This window comes from Bacteroides sp. PHL 2737, assembly GCF_004115325.2.
GTDB classification, from domain to species: domain Bacteria; phylum Bacteroidota; class Bacteroidia; order Bacteroidales; family Bacteroidaceae; genus Bacteroides; species Bacteroides hominis.
Window position 1 is genome coordinate 1,859,507 of sequence record NZ_CP040630.1, and the last position, 22,027, is coordinate 1,881,533.

Annotated in this window: 18 protein-coding genes; 14 read left to right on the top strand and 4 right to left on the bottom strand. The window is 45.3% G+C overall.

Annotation, left to right across the window (positions count from 1 at the left end):
- Window positions 1-4 precede the first annotated feature (4 nt).
- The 3 genes from DBK98_RS07710 to DBK98_RS07720 all read left to right on the top strand — a co-directional run bounded on the left by DBK98_RS07710 (window position 5) and on the right by DBK98_RS07720 (window position 1,069).
- Entirely contained in the window at window positions 5-244 is a 240-nt protein-coding gene (locus DBK98_RS07710; protein WP_033572563.1) for a hypothetical protein, read from the top strand.
- Entirely contained in the window at window positions 198-617 is a 420-nt protein-coding gene (locus DBK98_RS07715; RefSeq protein WP_032537261.1) for an RteC domain-containing protein, read from the top strand. Before DBK98_RS07710 ends, DBK98_RS07715 begins: the two co-directional genes overlap by 47 nt.
- Window positions 618-745: 128 nt before the next feature.
- Window positions 746-1,069, top strand: coding sequence for a helix-turn-helix domain-containing protein (locus tag DBK98_RS07720; RefSeq protein ID WP_032537252.1), 324 nt, complete (start codon window positions 746-748; stop codon window positions 1,067-1,069).
- 69 nt (window positions 1,070-1,138) lie between these two features.
- Here the strand turns inward: DBK98_RS07720 and mobA are convergent, their stop codons facing one another.
- Entirely contained in the window at window positions 1,139-1,588 is a 450-nt protein-coding gene (mobA, locus tag DBK98_RS07725; RefSeq protein ID WP_032537251.1) for a conjugal transfer protein MobA, read from the bottom strand.
- Between the two features lie 485 nt (window positions 1,589-2,073).
- On the opposite strand from mobA, the gene DBK98_RS07730 reads away from it, so the two are divergent.
- The 5 genes from DBK98_RS07730 to DBK98_RS07750 all read left to right on the top strand — a co-directional run bounded on the left by DBK98_RS07730 (window position 2,074) and on the right by DBK98_RS07750 (window position 4,355).
- Window positions 2,074-2,361, top strand: coding sequence for a DUF3408 domain-containing protein (locus tag DBK98_RS07730; protein ID WP_032537250.1), 288 nt, complete (start codon window positions 2,074-2,076; stop codon window positions 2,359-2,361).
- The gene (locus DBK98_RS07735; protein WP_032537249.1) at window positions 2,358-2,663 is read left to right on the top strand and encodes a helix-turn-helix domain-containing protein; all 306 of its coding nucleotides are present in this window, start codon (window positions 2,358-2,360) and stop codon (window positions 2,661-2,663) included. Before DBK98_RS07730 ends, DBK98_RS07735 begins: the two co-directional genes overlap by 4 nt.
- A 10-nt stretch (window positions 2,664-2,673) precedes the next feature.
- Window positions 2,674-2,976: a DUF3876 domain-containing protein gene (locus DBK98_RS07740; RefSeq protein WP_032537248.1), complete on the top strand. Its 303-nt coding sequence runs from the start codon at window positions 2,674-2,676 to the stop codon at window positions 2,974-2,976.
- 59 nt (window positions 2,977-3,035) lie between these two features.
- Complete coding sequence (locus tag DBK98_RS07745) at window positions 3,036-3,329, top strand: helix-turn-helix domain-containing protein (RefSeq protein WP_032537247.1); 294 nt, start codon at window positions 3,036-3,038, stop codon at window positions 3,327-3,329.
- 279 nt (window positions 3,330-3,608) lie between these two features.
- Window positions 3,609-4,355: a hypothetical protein gene (locus tag DBK98_RS07750; RefSeq protein ID WP_032537246.1), complete on the top strand. Its 747-nt coding sequence runs from the start codon at window positions 3,609-3,611 to the stop codon at window positions 4,353-4,355.
- Window positions 4,356-4,416: 61 nt separating this feature from the next.
- On the opposite strand, the gene DBK98_RS07755 is transcribed toward DBK98_RS07750, so the two are convergent.
- Both DBK98_RS07755 and DBK98_RS07760 read right to left on the bottom strand, forming a co-directional pair.
- The gene (locus DBK98_RS07755; RefSeq protein ID WP_032537245.1) at window positions 4,417-5,730 is read right to left on the bottom strand and encodes a site-specific integrase; all 1,314 of its coding nucleotides are present in this window, start codon (window positions 5,728-5,730) and stop codon (window positions 4,417-4,419) included.
- 26 nt (window positions 5,731-5,756) lie between these two features.
- Window positions 5,757-6,989 (bottom strand): site-specific integrase, encoded by a 1,233-nt coding sequence (locus tag DBK98_RS07760; protein WP_032537243.1) that lies wholly within the window; start codon window positions 6,987-6,989, stop codon window positions 5,757-5,759.
- A 355-nt stretch (window positions 6,990-7,344) separates the two neighbouring features.
- Between DBK98_RS07760 and DBK98_RS07765 the strand changes: the two genes are divergently transcribed.
- On the top strand, window positions 7,345-10,011 hold the full coding sequence (locus tag DBK98_RS07765) for a kelch repeat-containing protein (RefSeq protein WP_032537241.1): 2,667 nt from the start codon (window positions 7,345-7,347) through the stop codon (window positions 10,009-10,011).
- Between the two features lie 54 nt (window positions 10,012-10,065).
- On the opposite strand, the gene DBK98_RS07770 is transcribed toward DBK98_RS07765, so the two are convergent.
- Window positions 10,066-10,326: a hypothetical protein gene (locus tag DBK98_RS07770; RefSeq protein ID WP_032537240.1), complete on the bottom strand. Its 261-nt coding sequence runs from the start codon at window positions 10,324-10,326 to the stop codon at window positions 10,066-10,068.
- Between the two features lie 466 nt (window positions 10,327-10,792).
- Here DBK98_RS07770 and DBK98_RS07775 point away from each other — a divergent pair, with 466 nt between their 5' ends.
- Genes DBK98_RS07775 through DBK98_RS07795 form a run of 5 tightly spaced genes read left to right on the top strand, consistent with a single transcriptional unit; the run spans window position 10,793 to window position 21,800 of the window.
- Complete coding sequence (locus DBK98_RS07775) at window positions 10,793-13,978, top strand: TonB-dependent receptor (RefSeq protein ID WP_005775430.1); 3,186 nt, start codon at window positions 10,793-10,795, stop codon at window positions 13,976-13,978.
- A 13-nt stretch (window positions 13,979-13,991) separates the two neighbouring features.
- Entirely contained in the window at window positions 13,992-15,674 is a 1,683-nt protein-coding gene (locus tag DBK98_RS07780) for a RagB/SusD family nutrient uptake outer membrane protein (protein WP_005775431.1), read from the top strand.
- Between the two features lie 21 nt (window positions 15,675-15,695).
- Entirely contained in the window at window positions 15,696-16,649 is a 954-nt protein-coding gene (locus tag DBK98_RS07785) for a discoidin domain-containing protein (RefSeq protein WP_032529905.1), read from the top strand.
- A 27-nt stretch (window positions 16,650-16,676) separates the two neighbouring features.
- Window positions 16,677-18,128: an alpha-L-fucosidase gene (locus tag DBK98_RS07790; protein WP_005810512.1), complete on the top strand. Its 1,452-nt coding sequence runs from the start codon at window positions 16,677-16,679 to the stop codon at window positions 18,126-18,128.
- An 18-nt stretch (window positions 18,129-18,146) separates the two neighbouring features.
- On the top strand, window positions 18,147-21,800 hold the full coding sequence (locus tag DBK98_RS07795) for a glycoside hydrolase family 2 TIM barrel-domain containing protein (RefSeq protein ID WP_032537238.1): 3,654 nt from the start codon (window positions 18,147-18,149) through the stop codon (window positions 21,798-21,800).
- The last annotated feature ends 227 nt before the right edge of the window (window positions 21,801-22,027 follow it).

Genomic DNA, 22,027 nt, shown 5'->3' on the forward strand with positions numbered 1-22,027 from the left:
GTATATGAAAGATATATTACAAGAGAGATTTTTCCGATTATTATTGGAATGCTCGCAGCGTGAAGTTTCTGTAACAGAGTTTACAGAAGCTATTGAAGAATTGGCTACGCATTTAGCTGATTTCAGTTTCAACGAACAGGATTATAGCGTTTTACTTCGTTATTTCTCCTTTGGTTTGCATCGTCTTAAATCGTATCGTGTACGATTTGAGCAAGAAAAAAATGCTCTATTTGCATTTAATTGATGAAGCAATAGGATTATTGAACAATGAAATGCGTATTATCAAATTGCGCATAAAATATCCTGAACAGTTTCAGCAACACGCAAATAAACTCTTTCTTTCCCCTCTCCATTTAGCTGACAAAACAAACTTTATCAATATTATGGAAATTGTCAGCGGTCTATTTCTCTCCCAACGTATAATATATCAGAATGGTAAACCCGCTCACTTGACGGACTTAGGCAAAGCCTTTGAATGGCTTTTCAACATCAAGTTAGGTGATTATCATCAAAAGCACATGGATGTCATTAAAAGAAAGCCAGCCAAACTAACGGAGTTCCTTGGTGAATTGGCTGTCCTTATCCGGAAAGAACACGAAAATAAAGGATATAGATAATCAAGCACTTAGTGTCAATTTATACAGGGTAGCGTATGCTGCCCTGTAATTTGTTTGCTTGCCTTTGCCGAACTTTGCTTCATCAATCGATTGACAATCTTAGTGTATAATCAAAAAAATGAAGTAATATGTATGTAGATAATTACGAGTTCAAAGACTGGATGCAAAAACTACTTGATAAACTGGATGAAGTAGGCAAAGACGTAAAGTGTTTGCAGACCAACCCCGAAGTGATGCCGGGTGATAAACTTTTGGATAATCAGGACTTATGTCTGTTGTTTAAAGTAAGTACCCGAACATTACAGAGATTGCGAAGTAAAAAGATGCTATCCTTTATGATGATTAGCGGAAAAGCCTACTATCGGGCTTCCGATGTGCGTGAGTTCATAAAGGAACGGTTTGATGTGGGTACGCTCCGTAAGTTCGAGAAAGAACACGGAGCGAATAAGTAAGAGTGAAATTCATCCCGAAGTTGTACACGTGGCAGCTTCGGGATGTTTTTCTTTTGGCAAGTTAGGTATTTACTTCTCCGCTGATATTATTTCCTCCTCCTGATAAGATGCTTCAAACTGCTTGGTGAGTGCAATAATCTGCTGGTTCGTTTTCACCAATTCAATAGTACATTGTTCCAGTTTGTAAAGCAAAGCAAGTGCTTTCTTTTCCGCAAAATTAGAATGAAGTTCTTTCACTACCTGATTATAGTTATTGCCTATATTCCTGAATTGGGCGAATAACTGCGAGAGTTGAATGTAATAATCCACCTTGCTTTTATCAATCTTAAGCACCTTAAACGACTTCCCAAATATACAGTTCTTGATGAAATGTGCTTTCATCCTATAGCCTGACTGGTCGTAAAAAGCTAAGAACTTAGCGTTCTCCACATCATCCAGATTGAGAGAATAACGGTGTGTTCGTGGGTCAAGTTTAGGCTTGCGCCCACCTTTGGCAAATGACTTCTTTTTCTGTTCCATAATTATTTACTGGTTTTACGACTTCGGAGTAAAACTAACAACCTGCTAAGGTGGCAAGGTTTTGAGGCACAAAAAACGAAGTGCGTGCCTCAAAACACAACTTGCTGCTTTCGTTTGAAAGCAAAAATCCTCCTTTCGTCGGATTACCAAAGCAAGCGGTTCGGCTTCTTCCTATGTCTGTTTTTTCAGTTACAAAATTACAGACAGCTATTTATCTTTGAAATATAGCCTACTACGCCAAATAATGACACAGACGGACAAAGTAATACCTTTTTAAAAAGCATCTGTTTTTACCCTTTTCTTTGCTGAAAATTGATTGAATGAAAGCAATATATAAGACTGCCAAACAATCTTTAGAAATGGCTTTAAACTATGCCTGAAAGCTATTTAAAGATAAAGCGATATAGCTATAAAACTGGCTTACTTTCTTTCAATCAGTATCAGAAATCAATCAACTTATTTATAAATCATTAAAAATTGAAAGTATGGAAGAAGTAAAACAATCATTACAGCAAAAGCAGGAGAGCTACAAAGCGGCGTATCTCCAAAAGCGAACAATCTGCAACCGTCAAAGCGTGTACATAAGCGGAGAGATACAGAAACGTATCATGCAGATTGTAGGCGTGATTACAGGCAAACAGGTAAGTGTCGGTAACTTCATAGACAATGTACTGGAACAGCATCTAAACACACACAATGATGTTCTTTCGGCTCTCTATCGGGAAGAAATGCAGAAAGGAATATTTAACCAGTCAAAAGAGAAAAAGGTATGAACATCGTAACTATTGAGGAACAGACCTTTAAACAGGTGTGCGGTCGGTTTTCCGGCTTCGCCAGTCAGGTGGAAAGGATTTGTAAAGAGAATACCTGTCAGCCGGATAAATGGCTGTCAGGTCGTGAAGTGTGTGCCCTGCTCGGTATCAGCATCCGAAGTTTACAGAACTACCGGGATTGCGGTAAACTGGGCTACTCCCAAATAGGTAACAAACTGTACTATAAATCTGCCGATATTGAAAGACTGATTGTAGAATGTACGGAAAACAAGAAAACGAATTATACATCAAACAATAAATAAAGATTGCCATATGGAAAATAAAGAAGAATATAATACGGAAATAAACAAATCATTCAAATTATCTGCTATTGTCGGAATATGGGAAAGTTTAAATCTTCATCCTACGGTGATGATATACCAAAGCAAGAAAAAGTATTTCCTTTCGATGCTCCATGTATCGGATAACGGACAAGCGAAACCAGCCGTTTACGAGATACAGAAAGGAGATAACCGTTACTTCATCATTGAAGCCTTTAAACGGCTTTATATCAGTTATGATGTGGTAAAAGATAGTATTTCCATATCCTACTATGGCGAATATCTGCGTAACTGACAGGCGTATGTCTGTCAATCATACAAACGAATTATAAATCAATATAACGATGTAATAATATGGAACTGATAAACGGCAATAGTGAGATAATTAAAGACTTCTTTCAGTCTATGGAAAGAATGTTAGACGGTATCAGCCGACTGGCAAAGGAAAACAAACCACATTTGAACGGTGAAAAGTTTCTAAGCAACAGGGAAGCAGCCAAATGTTTGAAAGTAAGCATCCGCACGCTGCAAGAGTGGAGAGATACGGGCGTTATCCCTTATATTCAGATAAAAGGTAAAATCATCTACCGTCAAAGTGATATAGAAAGGCTTTTACAGACCTACTACAACAAGGAACGGCAGGAATAGCCCACTTCTCAGAAACAACACATTTTTTTCCGAAACTGACTAAGAACATTAACTTTATTAGTGTAGTATTCCGTCTGTGCAAGTCTTTGGAAGAAAATACTACCCGAACATCGTGAGGTGTGGAGATTTTCTTTCAAACCCGTAGGGCTTGGACTTGAACGGACGGAATACGGAGCTTACCTTTGTTAATGTTTTATTCAGCTTTGGAAAAAGTACGAAAGCCGGATAGTAAATCTGTGTAATTTTTCCTATCTTCGTAATTCAAAAAAATAATATCATATGGATGACTATAAGAGCTTTATACAAGAAATGCAAAAAAAAGCGGAAGCGGAAGCAAAAGAAAATATTGAAAAGACTAATCAGACATTTGAACTATATTTGGAACAAATAAAGCAAAATTTATCATATAATAAATGTGAACAACAATTTGCACTTTATGCCGTCTTAAATAATATGCGTCCAATTTATTTAGCACCGATATATCATTCATATATAGGTGATTTAACTATAAATTCACGGCTTAGTCCTTTTGAGTTAATTAATCAGATTAATTTTGAAACAACATTTCATTCAATACGGGTACTAATAGAGAGAATACCTATACTTTTAAGTCGAGTGTATTCCGAAATTAAAGAAAAAGAAGGATTTGGATTTTACAATATCAAAGTTCCTGAAGGCAAGGGATTGATAAGAATTGCATTGCAAAAGCAAAAATCTAATTTGTATATGGATTATTTAATAAAATCATATGATACATGGATAAGAAAAGTTACTGAACATGATAATAATTTGAAGCATAATCAAAATTTCACACCTATGGGAAAACTTACAGTTAAGGATGGAGTAATGCCTTTGTTAGTACCTGTTGTTTATATAGATAAAAAAATAAGAGAAGGAATAGACCTTAATCAAACAGAAGAAATGGAAAGAAAAGAGCTTAGCCTTGAATATCAAGAAAGCATAATAAAAAACACCTATGAGCTTGTTGATAGAACTATTGAACACGCAATAAATATTGTCAAATAGAACAGACGGAAAGTATAGTAACATTCCGTCTGTTGAATAGTGAAGTTCGCATAATATTTAGTTAGTCTTTTTCGGGAAATATCAGTTTCACTTTCAGCCATTGAGAGAATTTCTTGTGTGCTATGTCCGAAGTAATGTCACTTTCAAGCACTTGGTATTTACCGCTTACTTTGGTAAAGAGTTTTTTCATATCCTCGTTTACTTTCTGATTGGTGATTTTGGCGTATATCTGTGTCGTCTGAATGGAACGGTGTCCCATGAGTTTACTAAGCGTTTCTATCGGAACTCCCTGTGAGATACACGTTTGGGTTGCATAGGTATGACGTGCCATGTGATAGGTTAAATTTCGTTCTATGCCACATAATTTGGCTATTTCTTTCAGGTTAATACAGATATTGGAAAGGCTTATCATGTTAAAAACCTTATCTGTTTTCCGTTCGTCCTTGTACTTTTCAATAATCATCAAAGGAATACTTAATAGTTTGATGCTGCATACCGTCCCTGTCTTTTGGCGTGGTATCTTTATCCATGTGCTGCCGTCCTGTTCCGTTATCAGGTTATCAACCGACAAGGCGCACATATCCGCATACGACAAACCCGTAAAAGACGAAAAAACAAACCAGTCCCTTGTACGGTAATATCTTTTAGTCACTATCGGAGTGGTGAGTATTTTTTGAAATTCTTCTTTCGTCAAGTACCTGTACTTTTTCAAAGGCTGTTCCGCTACATAATTCATAAACGGGTTACGTCTTAGTGTTCCCTGATTGATGGCACTTGTAACTATTTTCTTTAATAAAATCATGTGTCCCAAAACGGTACTTGCCTGCATCCGCTTATCTACTCTCAAATAGAAATCAAAATCATTAATAAACTTATGTGTCAGGCTGATTAAGGGCACATCTTCCGAATTGTATTTCATGCGGATAAAGTTGGAGAGATGCCTGTACGTCAATAGATAGCAATAGTAACTATCGTAAACACGATTTACACCTACACATTTTTCATACTCCGTGTTATGTTCCTGAAACAGTTGTAACAGGTTACTCGCTTTTTCCCCGATACCGTTTAAGGCATTTTTCACCCTTTCGGCTGTTACATACCCTTCGATTTCCACTATCCGGGAATAGTGGACTTTTACCTGCTTCTCCAAACGGTCAAGTGTCCGGTTTATCTCCGTGAGTTCTTTTTTCGCCCGTCCTTTCTTTGCGTCCCAATCAGAGGAAGAAAGATTTATTTTCGTGCTGAACTGTACGGAGTTCGCATCTACCGTTATACGTCCGACAATCGGACAAGTACCGTCTTTTTTACGTTTGGACGTATTGAGATAAAACAAGACAGCAAAGGTGCTTCTTTGGGCTTTTGTATTCTTTTCCATATTGATAGTTATTTAGAATGATTTGTTTATTGCTCTGTGCCAACCAACCAGAATTTATCTTTTATCCGTTCTTCCAGTTTATCGGTGTCCTCTGATATTTTATTATTGCTGATTTTTGCGTATATCTGCGTGGAACGTAAATCTCTATGCCCTAACATGCGGCTTACTGTTTCTATCGGTACGCCTTGAGATAAGCAAATTTCGGATGCGTATGTGTGCCTTCCGGCATGAAAGATGAGCTTTCTTTTCAGTCCGCAAAGTTGGGCGATAACTTTCAGGTTCTTGTTCAACCTGCCGCAACTCTGCATTGGCAACAGTTTCCCGTCAGGGGCTAAACCTTTGTATTTGTCAAGAATTTGCAAGGGTATTTCCATCAGGGGAATTTCACAAGGCGTTCCGGTTTTCTGCCGGGTGGTTTCTATCCATAGCACGCCATCGGAAGCCCTGACAATATTCTTTTCTGTAAGGTTGCAAATATCCCTGTACGCCAATCCGGTGAAAACAGAGAATAGAAACATATCACGGGTTAAGTACCTGCATGGATGGTCTAAGGGCGTGGTTATTATCTTCTGTAATTCATCACGTGTCAGATATTTCTGTTCGGCTTTGGGTCTTTCAGGTGAATAACTGTCAAAAGGGTCACGGGTTATAATCCCCTCACCAGTGGCAAGTTTTATCATTTTACGCAAATGGCGCATGATGCCTAATATCGTGTTGGGTTTTAATTTCAATTCCACACGCAGATAAAAATCGTATTTCTCGATGAAAGAGAAATCAAGCTGTGTAAATGGAATATCCGATAACTTACATTTCAACGACATAAACCGTTTAAGATGGTTCAGGGAGTTTTCATACTGTACCTGTGTGGATAACTCACGGTTCACGCCTACACGTTTCTTAAAATCTTCATTGTGGCGTGCAAAGTAGCTGATTAGTGTTTCCTGCCCGGATGCGATGCCTTGAAATGCGTTCTTTACCTCGCTTGCGGTGATAGTATTTTTTATTTCTTGTAATTTGCGGTAACTGGTGTTTACCGCTACATTGATTTTATCCAGTGTGGCGTTTATTTCGGTGGCGTGTTTACTCTTACCCGTTACCCTGCCTGAAACAATATCCCAAAGGGATGCTTTGGCGGTAAGTTTTGCGCTGAATTGTACAACGTCTTTTCCAATAGTGATTTTTCCTATAACGGGACACTCGCCGTTTTTCTTTTCATCGGTCTTTCTTAGGTAGAAATGTACTTTCAATTCTGTTTTCATATCTCTGTTTTTTTTAAGTTGATAAAATTACATTCAACAGAGTTATTTGAAATGATGCAAGCCACTGACAAACAAACCGTTCAAAGGTCTAATAAGGACAGCGAAAAGAGAGAAACGAGCAGATTTGCAGAAGTCCGTCCTATTTCCTTGTTTTTCTGCCTGTTGCCGACCAATAAAAAGGGTAACGGATAAGCAACGGAACTACTACTTGAATACGCTCTTTTTTTCTTTTTCAAGGGTGGACAGCTAACGACTACAAGCGACAAACATACATGATTATCTGCGCTTTACGTTTTATTGCTAATGATTACCTTTTCTGTATATACTTTTGCCATTTCTATTATTTTTCGTATTTTTGTTGCACTATGGAACGGATGACGCATTTATCGAAGAACAGTATATGAGAAGGTTGAGATGTTTGTTTGCTATCGGAATGATATGGCTTTGTATAGCCGATTGTTTCCCGCAGGGACTTCTTTTCTATGGAAATGAGAAGCGGATCAGTGAGCGTGCCACTTATTCTGTCCTGCGCGAGGAACATCAGCGTACCTTTACCAACACCTTCTGCATCTCTTTTGACTATCTGGTACGGAATGTGGAGAGTCCCGGTTATATCCTTTATCTGGAAGACCGGGATGCCGGAAAGACCTATAGCTTCACCTATCTTCATAAACCCGGTGACCGCTGTTCTTTTTCTTTTAACGAAGACGGCAAACGTATCTTTTGTACTTTTGAACTGAATAAAGAAGATTATGACCATCGTTGGTTGCCCGTCTCCATTGCGCTGGACATACACAAAGACCAGGCCCGGATAACCGTTGGCAGCCAAAGCAAAGAGATCTCTAATCTGGGATTGGAGAAAGGCGGCTTCTCTCCGCATATTTATTTCGGTAAATGTGAATACATTCTGGACGTGGCTTCGTATGCCATCCGTAACCTGTCGCTTACCGACGGAGAAGAGATCATGATATTCCCTTTGAACGAGAGTAGCGGAGAAGATGTACACGACAGCCGGGGACATGTTGTGGGACGGGTTACCAACCCCATGTGGCTTATCAATCAGTCCTACTATTGGAAAGAGCTTTTTACGGATTACTCTTCCACACCCTCCGGTCTGAACTTTGACAAAACACATCAGGAGATTCTTTTCTTTAATCAGGACTCTCTGTCTACGTTCAACCTCTATACCCACGAATTGTTGCAGGTGCCTTATAAGAATCCTTTGCCGGTTCAGCTTCGTCTGGGTATGAACTTCCTGGATGAGGCTTCCCGCGAACTGTATACCTACGAAGTAGCCGACTCGCACGGTGATGCCATGGTGGCGGCACTCGATCTTTCCACCAACGAGTGGCGTTCAGCCAGTACCGATTATCTTTGTCAGCAACTCCATCATCATAGCGGATTCTTTCATCCGGCCGAAAAGAAATTCTTTCTGTTTGGCGGTTACGGAAGCCGCAGGTATAGCAATACGTTTCTTGCATACGACCTGAAAACTTGCCGCTGGGATACACTGACTTTCTCGGGCGACCGGGTAACTCCCCGCTATTTTTCCGGTATGGCCGTCAGCCGCGATTACAAACGGGTTTACCTTTATGGAGGCATGGGCAATGAAGCCGGTGATCAGAATGTGGGACGCAACTATCTGTACGATCTGTACCGGGTGGATATGGACACCCGTTCGGTACGGAAACTCTGGGAAGTGAAAGCACCGGCGGTCAACCGGGTGGTCCCCCGCAATATGATACTCTCTGCCGATGAAAAATACCTGTTCCTGTTGGGGTATCCGGAATATCTGCCCAATTCCACTTTGCAACTATACCGTTTGTCCGTCCGTGACGGAGAGTGTGAAGTGGTGGGAGACAGCATTCCCATTGTTTCGGAAGAGATTGCCACCAATGCCAATCTTTATTTCAATGAAGAACTCGGCGAGTTCTACTGCTCTGTTCAGGAGTTCGAGAAGCACGGTCAGGTGACTACCCGCCTCTATTCTCTGGCTGCTCCGCCGGTGACTCTGGCCGATGTGGAATATTACAGCCGGATGCGGACCACTCTGAACAACAGGCTGACCGGGGGAATCGTTGGCGGGGTATTGTTCTTGATGGCCTGTGTATGGGGAATCGTACGTTACAGGCGGAAACGGAATGCGGCATCCCCGGAGGAAACATCTGCCGGGGTTCTTCCCGAAAGAGGGCAGAGTGCCCCGAAACTTTCGGTTATGGAGCTGCCTGAGATCGAGGAATCCGAACTTGGAAAAGAACCTTCTGAGTGGGATGAGTTGCCGGCTGTATTGCCGCCCGATAAGAATGCGATTTTTCTTTTTGGTATGTTTACCATACTTGACAATGCCGGGCGTGATATAACTTATATGCTCAGTCCTAAGCTGCGTGTTCTCTTTTTATATATTCTGTTGAACAGTGTGGGGAAGAGAGGGGTGCTTTCATCGGATATGAATAAGATATTCTGGCCGGACAAACCCGATAGTAACGTGAAGAACCTGAAGGGAGTAGCCATGAATCATCTGAGAAAGATATTGCAGGATGTAGACGGTATCGAGCTTGTATTCCGCAACGGATACTTCTGCCTGGTGTTTGGCGAAGAGTTCTATTGCGATTATATCCGTCTGATTGCTCTTACTTCTCCCGAAAAGAAAAAGAAGGAGAGTCCCGGTGCCATCCGTGCCGAATGGTTGGAAATACTTCTGCGGGGCAAGTTCATATCTACTGTCGAATCCGATCTCTTCGATTATTATAAACAGAAGGTGGAATCTCTGATTCATTCTCTGCTGCCCGAACAGCTGGAACTTGCTTACAAAGATGCCCGGTTCAGTATCGTCATCCGTCTTTGTAACATCCTTTTCATAGCCGATCCTTTGTCGGATATGGCACTTGCCTACACGGTTTGCGCCCTTCGGAAACAGAATAATCCGGAAGAGGCCATCAGGCGTTATGCCGCGTTTACAAAGGATTATAAGCGGATGATGAACGAGGAATACAGCATTGCTTTCGCCGACATCAAAGTTTAAGTATTGTCCCGTTGCCAGTTTGTCAAAATGCTAACGAAAGCCTCCCGGTTTTCGTTATTTCGGCCATTGGACAAGGCGGGGGCGAAAAAACGCCGCCATTTCGTTTATCTGTTTATCTTTCCGGCAGTAATTCTGCCTGTTTTCAATCAGTGGAGAAACGTAAGCGATGCCCTCCCGTGCCTCCTGTCCGCTTAATGGTGGAATACCTGTCCTTTCGATACTTCGTGAAGCCTTCTCCCGGTCATCCAACCAGAAGTAAAATAGTTCCCGCAGACCCTCTGTCTCCGTAACAATATATGTTATCGACCAAAACATATAGAGATATTTGAAAAAGAAGTAAGCATTTTCCGGGAATGCTTACTTCTTTTCGACCAAATGCTTACTTCTTTTTCGGAAAAGCCCGGCTCTTTTCACTCCCAATCAAGGCTATCGAGGAGAAAAAGCCCGGCTTTTCACCTCCATTTGCCCGGTTTTGCCTGCATGTTTCTTCCGGTTGCTCCTTTTCTGTAAAGGGTACAGTCAGTGAAAAAGGCTTTTTACTGTCTTTCTGATAGCTTGGTGTCTCTTTATGCTACCTTTGTGCATATTTTAACTTAGAGGATTCTGTGTCTGGAGCACTGTGGCGCGGGGTTAACAAGAAATACACGAGGTTAATTGCTTCGTTAACCCTTATTTAATCCCTCTCTTAAGACCATAGAGATACATTTGCTTTCGTCTTTAAATAAAAAGAGTCAGCAACGCCTTGCTTGATTCCTAATGTTAATTTTAACTTGTTATTATTATGAGAAAACGAAAATTAGTAGAAAGAGCCGTAAGGGCCTCGGGGATGTTTGTCCTTCTTTCGGGTATGGGACTTCAACCTTGCCTTGCTTCTCAAAACTACAATGCAGAACCTGCCGAAGTGGTGCAGGCAGCACAACAGAAACAGAAAATAACCGGCCGTGTTCTCGATGACACAGGTTTCCCCCTGCCCGGAGCTTCTGTGCAGATCAAAGGTGCTCCCGGTCGGGGAACTATTACCGACATCGAAGGTAACTTCTCGATTGACGCAGATCAGGGTGAACAGTTTGAAATCTCCTTTATCGGGATGGAAACACAGGTTGTAACCGTTACCGGAAAGACCCATCTGGAGATCACCCTCAAAGAAGATACCAAAACACTGGACGAAGTAGTGGTGGTGGGTTATGGCACGCAAAAGAAAGCGAATCTGACCGGAGCCGTAGCCAGTGTTTCGGCGGAGACACTCGAAAGCCGTCCTATCACGAACCTCAGCCAGGGATTGCAGGGTATGATCGGTAACCTGAATATTTCTGCCGATAACGGTGCACCGGGCAAAGGATACGGATTCAATGTCCGTGGTACTACCTCCATCAACTCTTCGGGCCCCTTGGTGTTGGTCGACGGTGTGCAGATGGATCCCAATATGATTAACCCGGCCGATGTGGAAAGTGTTTCGGTATTGAAAGATGCGGCTTCCGCCTCTATCTACGGAACACAGGCAGCCTATGGCGTAGTGCTGATTACGACAAAGAAGGGTAAAGACGAGAAAGCGAAGATCTCGTTCTCGTCCAACTGGTCAGTCAATTCCCCCACACGCAAACCGGAGTACATGGATTCGTGGACATTTGCCAATTTCCATAATCTGACCAATCGTAACTCCGGCGGAGGCGACTATTATGATAAGAACTACATGGATCATATCTATGCTTATTATACCGACCCGAAGCATAATCTGCCGGTATTCATCGACCCGTCCAATCCCAACAAGTATCTGTATTGCGGTAACACCGACTGGATAGACGAAACCATCAAGGATCATACTTTGATGCAGCAATACACGCTGTCACTCAACGGAGGATCGGGCAAGACCACCTATTATGGATCGGTAGGCTTCCTCGATCAGGGAGGAACGCTGAAACATTACGACGACAAGTACCGCCGTTTCAATGTCAACCTGAATCTGACTTCGGACATCACCAATTGGTTGCAGGTTCGGTTAAAAACCGTCTATAACAATACTTTCCGGGATGCTCCCTACGGAAGCAATAACAGTGACGAGACGGCACAGATCAACAGTGCTTTCTACGGTGCCGACCTTCGTCCGATGATGCCGGTTTACCATCCGGACGGAAACTTCTCCGGACAGGGCAGTTGGACCAATATGGTAGCCACTCAGTCCATCTCCGGCGAGCGTAAGAACAAAGAGAATGACCTTTGGCTGACCGGAGGTCTGAAAATCACTCCCCTGAAAGACTGGACCATCAATGTGGATTATACCTATAACATGTATATCCTCTCAAAGAAACAGCATGGCAAGGAGATATTGGAACATACCGCCAATCCGGATATCGTAACCGTATTTCCGCATACCACTCCGAGCCGTGTGAAGTTTACCACCGACGATAACTATTATCAGACGTTTAATGCCTATACCGACTACACCAAGTCCTTGGGCAAACACAACATAAAACTGTTGCTGGGATATAATTATGAAACCAAAAGTTACCGCTGGTTCAATGCCGAGCGTGAAAACCTTATCAGTAATGACCTCCCCGGTCTGGGACAGGCTTACGGAGAGAAGTACAATGGAAGCGGCCAGCACTCCTGGGCTACTATGGGATATTTTGCCCGCATCAACTACAATTATGCCGAACGTTATCTTTTGGAGTTGAACGGACGTTATGACGGTTCCTCCAAATTCCCTAAAGACAAGCGGTTCGTATTCTTCCCGTCCGTTTCGGCAGCCTGGAGAATCTCGAACGAAGCTTTCTTCGAACCGGCCAAGAAGATTGTGGACGAACTCAAGCTCAGAGCTTCTTATGGTTCGTTGGGTAATCAGTCGGTTGGCGGCGACTATCCTTATATAGCCACAATGGGTACCAATGGCGAGATGGGATATCTGGTAGACGGAAAGAAAATAGCCAGTGTGAGTCCCGGCGGCATCGTCAGTCCGTACCTGACATGGGAAACCGTGCGCCAGATAGACTTAGGTGTGGACTGGGCATTGCTGAACAACCGTCTTTACGGAACCTTCGACTGGTACATGCGTAAGACACTCGATATGGTGACTAACGGTACACCCCTTCCCGCAGTGCTGGGTACAGGCGCGCCGCAAGCCAATACGGCCGATCTGAGAACAACCGGGTGGGAACTTTCAATGGGATGGAGAGACCGCGTAAACAAGGATTTCTCTTATGATGTAAGCTTCGTACTGTCCGATTATCAGGCAGAGATCACGAAGTTCAACAATCCGCAGAATCTGCTTTCAACCCACTATGTTGGCAAGAAGTGGGGCGAAATCTGGGGGCTGGTTACCGAAGGTATTTTCCAGTCACAAGAAGAAGTAAATGCCCATGCCGACCAGTCGGAAATCTACGGCGGCGGTTGGTATCCGGGCGATGTGAAGTACAAAGACCTGAACGGTGACGGCAAGATAAATAAAGGAAAGAATACGCTTGATGATCCGGGTGACCAAAGGATAATCGGTAACAGTGAACCGCGTTACAGCTATGGTATTAAGGGTGGATTGCAATGGCGTGATTTTGACTTTGATGTATTCTTCCAGGGTATCGGTAAAAAGGATGTAGTGTTGGGAGGTAACCAGTTCTGGGGCTTCGGCAACGAGTGGCACGTACCTTTCAAGCATGCACTCGATTCATGGACGGAAGATAACCGCAATGCTTACTTCCCCCGCTCTACTTATGACAACGTGACCGGTAACCGCGAAACGCAGACCCGCTACCTTCAGAATGCCGCTTATCTGCGCCTGAAGTCCATTACATTGGGATATTCGCTGCCGAAAGCACTGCTGGGCAAATGGAAGATAGACCATGTACGTTTCTACGTAAGCGGACAAAACCTGCTGACGTTCGATCACTTGTTTGACATATACGACCCCGAAACAGTGAGCCTCAGCACCTATCCGCTGACCAAGTCTGTTTCATTCGGATTAAACATTACCCTCTAATACGATAACAATTATGAAAAAGAATAAGATATTACTGATGGCGTCAGTGGCATGTACTTTTATGTTCACCTCTTGCTCTGACCTGCTGGACCTGTATCCTGAGGATTCTCTCTCCGACCCTAAATTCTGGACAAGTGTGCAGGACCTCGAACTTTATGCCAATGGCTTTTACGGAATCCTGCCGGGAGCGCAAGGCCCCGGTGCCGATGACGAATCGGACTGTTACGTGAACGAGAAACCGAAGACCTGGATTTTCAACCTTGAAACGATTCCTACTTCCGGTGGCGGATGGGGAAGCGGAGACTGGGGAAATATCCGTTCCTGCAACTATTTTATGGACCGCTACAAACGTGTGCAAGGTGACGAGGAACAGATAAACCGTTCGGTGGCTGTGGTTCGTTTCTTCCGTGCCTGGGAGTATGTATACAAAGTGAAGCGTTTCGGCGATGTACCTTGGTATGAAACAGAATTACAGATGGATTCCGAGCAACTGTATAAGGGGCGCGATTCGCGGAAAGTCGTGTTTACACACATCCTGGAAGATCTCGATTTTGCCATCGAACACCTTCCCAAACCCAATGAAACGAAGATCGGTAACATGCACAAGTATGCCGCGCTGGCTTTCAAATCGAGAGCTTGTCTGTACGAGGCGTCTTTCCGCAAATATCATGGGCTGGGCGATTATGAAGAGTTATACCGTGAAGCTGCCGAGGCTGCGGAACAAGTGATTGAAGAAGGCGGCTACGCGATTTATAAGACCGACAACCCCACTCTGGACTATTATAACCTGTTTGTACAGGAAGATTTATCTTCCAATAGTGAGTGCATCATGCCGAGGGTTTATATTACCAAGCTGTTGATGCACAACAATACCCGCCAGATGGAAGAGTCGTATACAGGTTTGAGCCGTGCCATGTTTGAGCAATACCTGTGTGCCGACGGTCTGCCCACTGCTGTCAGTCCGGAATACGAAGAGGCAGATATGCCGATGGACGAACTGATGCAGCGCGATCCGCGTTTGCGCCAGACTATTGATAATCCGGAGCTTCCTTTCAAGGTGCTGAGTGACGGCACCCGCCAGTTTAATGCTCTTCCGGTCATAGATACCAAATATTGTACCACCGGATATTATGTAATGAAGTATCACTCGACGGATCCGGAACAGTGGAACATCGGACAGTCTACACTGGATGTGTTTATTTTCCGTTATGCCGAAGTGTTGCTGAACTATGCCGAAGCAAAGGCCGAACTGGGCGAATGTACTCAAGATGTATTGGACCTGACCATCAACGAACTCAGAGATCGTGTAGAGATGCCGCACCTGAAAGTGAATGTCGGCTTTACCGACCCGAACTGGCCGGATTATGGCTATGAACTTTCTCCATTGCTTTACGAGATCCGCCGCGAACGTGCGGTCGAGCTGATCGGTGAGGGTTTCCGTTGGGATGATATTGTACGTTGGAAAGCGGGTAAGTTGCTGGAAGCACCCAAGAGTATGCTCGGAATGAAAGTATCGGACAAGCTGAAAGAGCAGTACGATTCTTTTTCCCGGGAACTGACCGAGGACAACCTGCTGATTGTTTATCCGGACAGATCGACCCGTAAATGGGACGATAAGCTCTATCTTCATCCGTTGCCTATCGACGAGACAACGATGAATCCGAACCTGTTACCCAATAATCCCGGCTGGGAATAACTACTTAAAACGAAACGAATCATGAAACAGAATATATTGAAGGCAGCCATTCTGGCTGCCGGATTCTGCTGCACAGTGGGATGCAGTGACAATGACAGTGACCTGACCATTTATATTCCGGACGCGGGAACTGCCGTGAAAGCCAATTTTTACATTGAAGACGAGCCTTACGTACAGACCTTCAATGTTGCCGTTACTCCTGAAACTTATCCGCAACTGACGGAGTATGGGTTACCCAATGATGCTGTGGTGCACCTGCAAGCCGATCCGGACAAAGTGAACGAATACAATACGAAGAACGGAACCGAGTATGAACTGCTGCCTGAAGCTGCGTATGACCTGACCGGAGAAGTACTGGTCAAGGCCGGGACATCGAAGTCCGAAGAAGCCGTAATCACAGTCCATGCGAAAGGTAATATCGAGGCATTCAAAGAGTATCTGTTGCCCGTGAGCATTACTTCGGTAGAGGGAGCTGTTGCCGATGACTGTTGCCAGACCATCTACTTCATCTTCAGAGGATCGATGGATGCCAGCAATATGGAGTTGCTCGACCGCACCGGATGGGAAGCCCTGAGCGCTTCGTCCGAAGAGCCGAAAGAAGGAGACTGGGGGCACAGCGGGCTGAAAGAGGCTTGTCTGGATGGCGATCTGAATACTTTCTGGGGAACCGACTGGAGCAACCAGCACCCCCAACCGCCTCACTGGATTGTCATTGATCTGAAGAAAACCACCCATATTCAGGGATTTGCCTGCCAGGCACGCGAAGAGGGCTATGACGGTCCGAAAGAGGTGACCGTGGAAGTAAGCGAAGACAACGCTACCTGGACAGTCGCCGCCAAGTTTAAAGATATCCCGGCACAGGGTGAGTTCCGGTCCTTCCTGCCCAATGCCGTAGACGGACGCTATCTGAAGGTGACCATTACGGCCGTGAACGGTGGACCGCATGTGACGGTCAGCGAACTTAATTTATTTTGATAACGAACATCTAAAACAGACGAATACATGAATCTAAGAAATTTATTTTTAGCAGCGGGAATCGCTGCCGTGGCGGTACCCGTATCGGCACAGAAGGCTCCGGAACCTTACGGACTAACTCCCAGCGCACGCCAGGTGGAGTGGTACAACCGTGAGATGATCGCTTTCTTCCATTTCGGAATCAACACATTCGAGGAGTATGTAAACGAAGGTGACGGACGTGCTCCGGCAGCTATCTTCAACCCTACGGCTCTCGATTGCGGACAGTGGATGCGTACCCTCCGGTCGGCGGGCATTCCCAGTGCCATCATCACCGCCAAACATGCCGACGGCTTCTGCCTTTGGCCCAGTAAATATACGGACTATGGTGTGAAGAACTCCGCCTGGAAAAACGGAAAGGGAGACGTTGTACGTGAATTTGTAGATGCCTGCGAAGAGTATGGCATCAAAGCAGGAATCTATTTGGGACCGCACGACCGGCATGAGCATCTTTCTCCGCTTTATACTACGGAGAAGTACAAGCAGTATTATGGCCACCAGTTGGAAGAACTGATGGGTGACTATGGAAAAGTCTGGGAAACCTGGTGGGACGGTGCCGGAGCAGACGAGCTGACCACTCCCGTCTATACGCATTGGTATAAGATTGTGCGTGAGAAGCAGCCGGACTGTGTCATTTTCGGAACCAAGAACTCGTATCCTTTTGCAGATGTGCGCTGGATGGGGAACGAATCGGGTAAAGCCGGTGATCCTTGCTGGGCGACTACCGACTCTGTCTGCATCAAAGATGAGTGGAAAAATTACGAAGGACTGAACGAGGGAGTAAAAGGCGGCGACGCTTATATCCCGGCCGAGACTGATGTATCCATTCGTCCCAGTTGGTTTTATCATGCCGAAGAAGACAGCCGTGTGAAGAGTGTCAAAGAGCTTTGGGACATCTATTGTACCTCTGTAGGGCATAACAGCGTGCTGTTGCTCAACTTCCCACCTGATCGTCGCGGACTGATTCACCCCACCGATTCACTTCATGCTGCATTGCTGAAGCAGGGGCTGGACGAAACCTTCGGGAACAATCTGCTGGCTAAGGCCAAGGTGAAAGCAACGAACGGACGCGGAGGTAAATTCCGTCCGGAATTCCTGACGGACAACAATAAGGAAACTTATTTTGCCGGAAGGGACGGAGCCAAGACCTCAGACATCGTTTTCACCCTTCCCCGGCAGACGGAGTTTGACTGCCTGATGATTCAGGAAGTGATCGAACTGGGACACCGCACGACGAAGTGGAGTGTGGAGTACTCCAATGATGGCCGTAACTGGACCCCGATACCGGAAGCAACCGATAAGCAGACGGTGGGGTATAAATGGATCGTGCGTTTCGAACCGGTAAAAGCCAAACAGGTACGTCTTCGTATCCTCGACGGATTTGCTTGTCCTGCTATCCATACATTCGGAGTGTACAAACAATCGGCTTTATTTCAGTAAAAACAATAGGTAGTTGGGTTGAATATAGGTTTGGGCTGTATCACACAGGCAGACATACGTTTTGTTGGCGGATACAGCCCTTGGTTTTCTTCCCTGCCTTTTCTTAATATCAATAGTATGCTAAATTTTAAACATCTGTTTCTGGTAAGCGTTGCTCTGTGGTCGACAGTAGGAATGGTTCGTGCCCAGGAGTTCGATCCGAAGCAAAGCTACGAGATCCATACCCAGAACGGGCTTGTCCTGGACAATCAGGAGAGTCTGGATTTAGGTGGTAAGATATTTATTTCTAAAAAGGAACCCCATAAAGAGTCGCAGGTCTGGAATCTGATTCCTTGCGGTAACGGCTGCTATTCCATTGTCAGTCCGCTCACTGAACTGGGAATCGACAATAGCGGCAATGGGAGCAAGGAGTGTCCGGTTATCCAATGGGACCCAAATAAAGAAAATCCCAATCAGCAATGGCGTATCACGGCTTTACCCAATGGGAATTATTTGTTCACCAGTGTAGCGAGTGGTTATAATCTGGGCTTCCCGGATGCCGGCCTTGTGGCCGAGCCGGTTTACCAGCTCAAACCAGATGCGCAGAAAATAAGCCAGCAATGGAAAATCGTGAAATCGAATCTGAAAGTGGTGGCTGAGGCTTTTAAAACCCGGAGTGATAATGACTGGGAGAATGAACGGATATTTGCCGTTAACAAAGAAGAAGGGCGTTCCACGTTTGTCCCCTTTGCCGATACGGAAGAGATGAAGGGCGATCCTTCGTACACCCGTCCTTGGATACGCAATCACTCTTCCCGTTATCTGTTGCTCAATGGTGACTGGAAGTTTCATTGGGTAAAGCAACCTTCCGAACGTCCGGTGGATTTCTATAAACCGGGCTATGACGTGTCTGCCTGGAAAGAGATTCCGGTTCCTTCCAATTGGGAGATGCTGGGATACGGCACCCCCATCTATACCAATATCACCTATCCGATACGCAACAATCCACCCTTTATACAGGGACAGAGAGGATATACGGTAGAGAAAGAGCCTAATGCGGTAGGTTCCTATCGGAGGGAATTCTCTCTGCCGGCCGACTGGAAGAATAAAGAAGTGTTTATCCACTTCGATGGAGTGTACAGTGCTATGTATCTGTGGATCAATGGTAAGAAAGTCGGGTATAGCCAGGGTGCCAACAATGATGCCGAGTTCAACATCACACAGTATGTGAAGCCGGGTAAAAACATATTGGCGGTCGAAGTGTATCGTTGGAGTGACGGCAGTTATTTGGAGGACCAGGATATGTTCCGCCTGAGCGGTATCCACCGGGATGTCTATCTGGTGGCGACTCCGAAACTTCGCCTGCGCGACGTGCATCTTACTTCTGTCATCAGTGACCGTTTCGACAAGGCCGACTTATGTGTCAAAGCAGACGTGAAGAACTATGGCAAGTCTGCTGTGAATGCCTCCGTACGCATAGGACTGCTGGATGCCGATGGCAAAACTTTGCGTACGTTTACAACTGCGGTCGGTAATCTGGCTGCCGGAAAAGAGATCTGTCTGCCTGCAAAAGCAAGTATTCGTGATCCCCAACTCTGGAGCGCCGAAACACCTTATCTGTATACTGTGAATCTGGAATTGCTGGATGCTTCCGGCAAGGTGCTCGAGGCAACTACCCAACAATATGGTTTCCGCAAAATTGAAATACGTGACAATAAAGTGTATATCAATGATGCATTGGTGTTGTTCAAGGGTGCCAATCGTCACGATATTCATCCCCGTTTCGGTAAAGCGGTGCCTGTAGAAAGCATGATAGAGGATATTCTTCTCTTTAAGCGTTTCAACCTGAACACCATTCGTACCAGTCATTATCCGAATGATCCGAAGATGTATGCTCTGTTTGACTACTATGGACTTTACGTGATGGACGAAGCCGATCTGGAATGTCATGGCAACATGATGCTGACCAAGCGGGAAAGTTGGAAAGGTGCCTTTGTCGATCGGGTGGTACGTATGGTGGAACGGGATAAGAATCATCCTTCCGTTATCTTCTGGTCGATGGGGAATGAATCGGGTGGCGGACCCAATTTCGAGGCTGCTTATCAGGCTGCCAAAGAGATTGACGCACGGTTCATCCATTATGAAGGAATGAATGACGTTGCCGATATGGACTCACGGATGTATCCATCCATCGAAAGTATGATAGCTCAGGACAACGAGCCGCGCAATAAACCTTTCTTTCTATGTGAGTATGCACATGCCATGGGAAATGCCGTCGGTAACCTGGAAGAATATTGGGACTACATTGCCAATCAGTCTAAACGCATGATCGGAGGTTGCATCTGGGACTGGGTGGACCAGGGCATCAACAAACCCGGAGAAGCGCCGGACCGTTATTATTTCGGGGGCAGCTTCGGTGATCGTCCCAACGACAATGACTTTTGTTGTAACGGACTGGTGACACCCGACCGTAGGGTTACTCCTAAGTTATGGGAAGTGAAAAAGGTATACCAATATATGACTTTTGAAGAAGTGGGAGAGAACAATGTGGGGTTGCGCAATCATTATTCATTCCTGAATATGCGTCATTTCAACCTGCGTTATGTCATCCTCAAAGACGGGGTGCCTGTGGCAGAAGAGGAGTTCGGGTTGCCTGACGGCAAGCCGGGCGAGCACCGCACGATTCATATCCCTTTCCTCCGCCATCTGACGGAAGATGCCGATTATCACATTAACCTGGAAGTGAAGCTGAAGAGTGACTGTGTATGGGCTAAAGCCGGACATGTAGTGGCAACGGAACAGTTCTTGCTGAAGGAGAGGAAACGCAAATCCGAAATGCCGGAACCTTCAGAGCCTTTGCAGGTCATAGAAGAGCGGCAGTATATCCGTTTCCGTGCTCCGGGAACCGAAGTGTCGTTTGATTCGAAGACCGGCATGATGATTGCTCTCCGATATGACGGGCAGAACCTGATACATCGGCAGCAAGGACCGTCACTGAACTGGTATCGTTCTATTAACAATGATCCTCGTGAATGGATTCAGCCGGTGATCGCGCTGCGTGGTTTTGACTGGAAGATGGCAGAGGACGGAAAGTCGGCATCCATCCTTTCGGAAATAGAAGTGAAAGTAGGGAAAGTAACCGTTCCTTATACCGTCAGATATCAGGTTCATAGTAACGGTGTAGTCGATGTGGCGGCCGACTTTACAACAGGTAGTAACTTTGACCTTCCCCGTCTGGCTTTGCAGATGTTCCTCAACCCCTCGTTGGAACAAGTCGAGTGGTATGGCCGCGGCCCGATGGAGAATTACCGTGACCGGAAGAATGCCGCCTATGTCGGGCGTTACCAAACGACTGTCACGGATATGGCGGAACATTATGCGCGTGCGCAGACAATGGGCGGACGCACGGATACCCGTTGGTTGTCACTGACCGACGACCGGGGCAAAGGACTCAAAATCACCGCAACGGATACGGTTGACTTCAGTGTCCAGCACTATACGGACAAAGATCTGTGGCAAGTGAAGTATGGGCACGATTTGCCGGACATTCGCCGTGCGGAGGTTGTTCTCAATCTGGACTGCATTCAGCGGGGATTGGGCAACGCCAGTTGCGGACCCGGACCCCGTCCCCATTATGAGATACGGAAAGATACGGTCTACAGCTATTCCTTCCGGATGGAGCCGTTGAGATGATGAACATCGGTCCGGCTGCAAAGGAAACCGCTCTGCAGCTCCTGATGTTGATTATTCTTAAAGTTATTGCACCCTGCCTCCCGAAGTCGGAACTTTGCGGAGGCAGGGTTTGCTTTTTTCCGGAATCGACCTTGGGAGGTGTTCTGTGATGGGGCTGGAGATGTCTCCGTATTCAGCTTTCTGTGTCTGCCGTCCGGAGGGTAGGAGAAACGGGATTGGATGATCTG

What these genes read in the sequence shown, in the direction of transcription:
- DBK98_RS07710 (WP_033572563.1), top strand. Translation starts at nt 5, where the DNA reads ATGAAAGATATATTACAAGAGAGATTTTTCCGATTATTATTGGAATGC.
- DBK98_RS07720 (WP_032537252.1), top strand. Translation starts at nt 746, where the DNA reads ATGTATGTAGATAATTACGAGTTCAAAGACTGGATGCAAAAACTACTT.
- mobA (WP_032537251.1), bottom strand. Translation starts at nt 1,588, where the DNA reads ATGGAACAGAAAAAGAAGTCATTTGCCAAAGGTGGGCGCAAGCCTAAA.
- DBK98_RS07730 (WP_032537250.1), top strand. Translation starts at nt 2,074, where the DNA reads ATGGAAGAAGTAAAACAATCATTACAGCAAAAGCAGGAGAGCTACAAA.
- DBK98_RS07735 (WP_032537249.1), top strand. Translation starts at nt 2,358, where the DNA reads ATGAACATCGTAACTATTGAGGAACAGACCTTTAAACAGGTGTGCGGT.
- DBK98_RS07740 (WP_032537248.1), top strand. Translation starts at nt 2,674, where the DNA reads ATGGAAAATAAAGAAGAATATAATACGGAAATAAACAAATCATTCAAA.
- DBK98_RS07745 (WP_032537247.1), top strand. Translation starts at nt 3,036, where the DNA reads ATGGAACTGATAAACGGCAATAGTGAGATAATTAAAGACTTCTTTCAG.
- DBK98_RS07750 (WP_032537246.1), top strand. Translation starts at nt 3,609, where the DNA reads ATGGATGACTATAAGAGCTTTATACAAGAAATGCAAAAAAAAGCGGAA.
- DBK98_RS07755 (WP_032537245.1), bottom strand. Translation starts at nt 5,730, where the DNA reads ATGGAAAAGAATACAAAAGCCCAAAGAAGCACCTTTGCTGTCTTGTTT.
- DBK98_RS07760 (WP_032537243.1), bottom strand. Translation starts at nt 6,989, where the DNA reads ATGAAAACAGAATTGAAAGTACATTTCTACCTAAGAAAGACCGATGAA.
- DBK98_RS07770 (WP_032537240.1), bottom strand. Translation starts at nt 10,326, where the DNA reads ATGTTTTGGTCGATAACATATATTGTTACGGAGACAGAGGGTCTGCGG.
- DBK98_RS07775 (WP_005775430.1), top strand. Translation starts at nt 10,793, where the DNA reads ATGAGAAAACGAAAATTAGTAGAAAGAGCCGTAAGGGCCTCGGGGATG.
- DBK98_RS07780 (WP_005775431.1), top strand. Translation starts at nt 13,992, where the DNA reads ATGAAAAAGAATAAGATATTACTGATGGCGTCAGTGGCATGTACTTTT.
- DBK98_RS07785 (WP_032529905.1), top strand. Translation starts at nt 15,696, where the DNA reads ATGAAACAGAATATATTGAAGGCAGCCATTCTGGCTGCCGGATTCTGC.
- DBK98_RS07790 (WP_005810512.1), top strand. Translation starts at nt 16,677, where the DNA reads ATGAATCTAAGAAATTTATTTTTAGCAGCGGGAATCGCTGCCGTGGCG.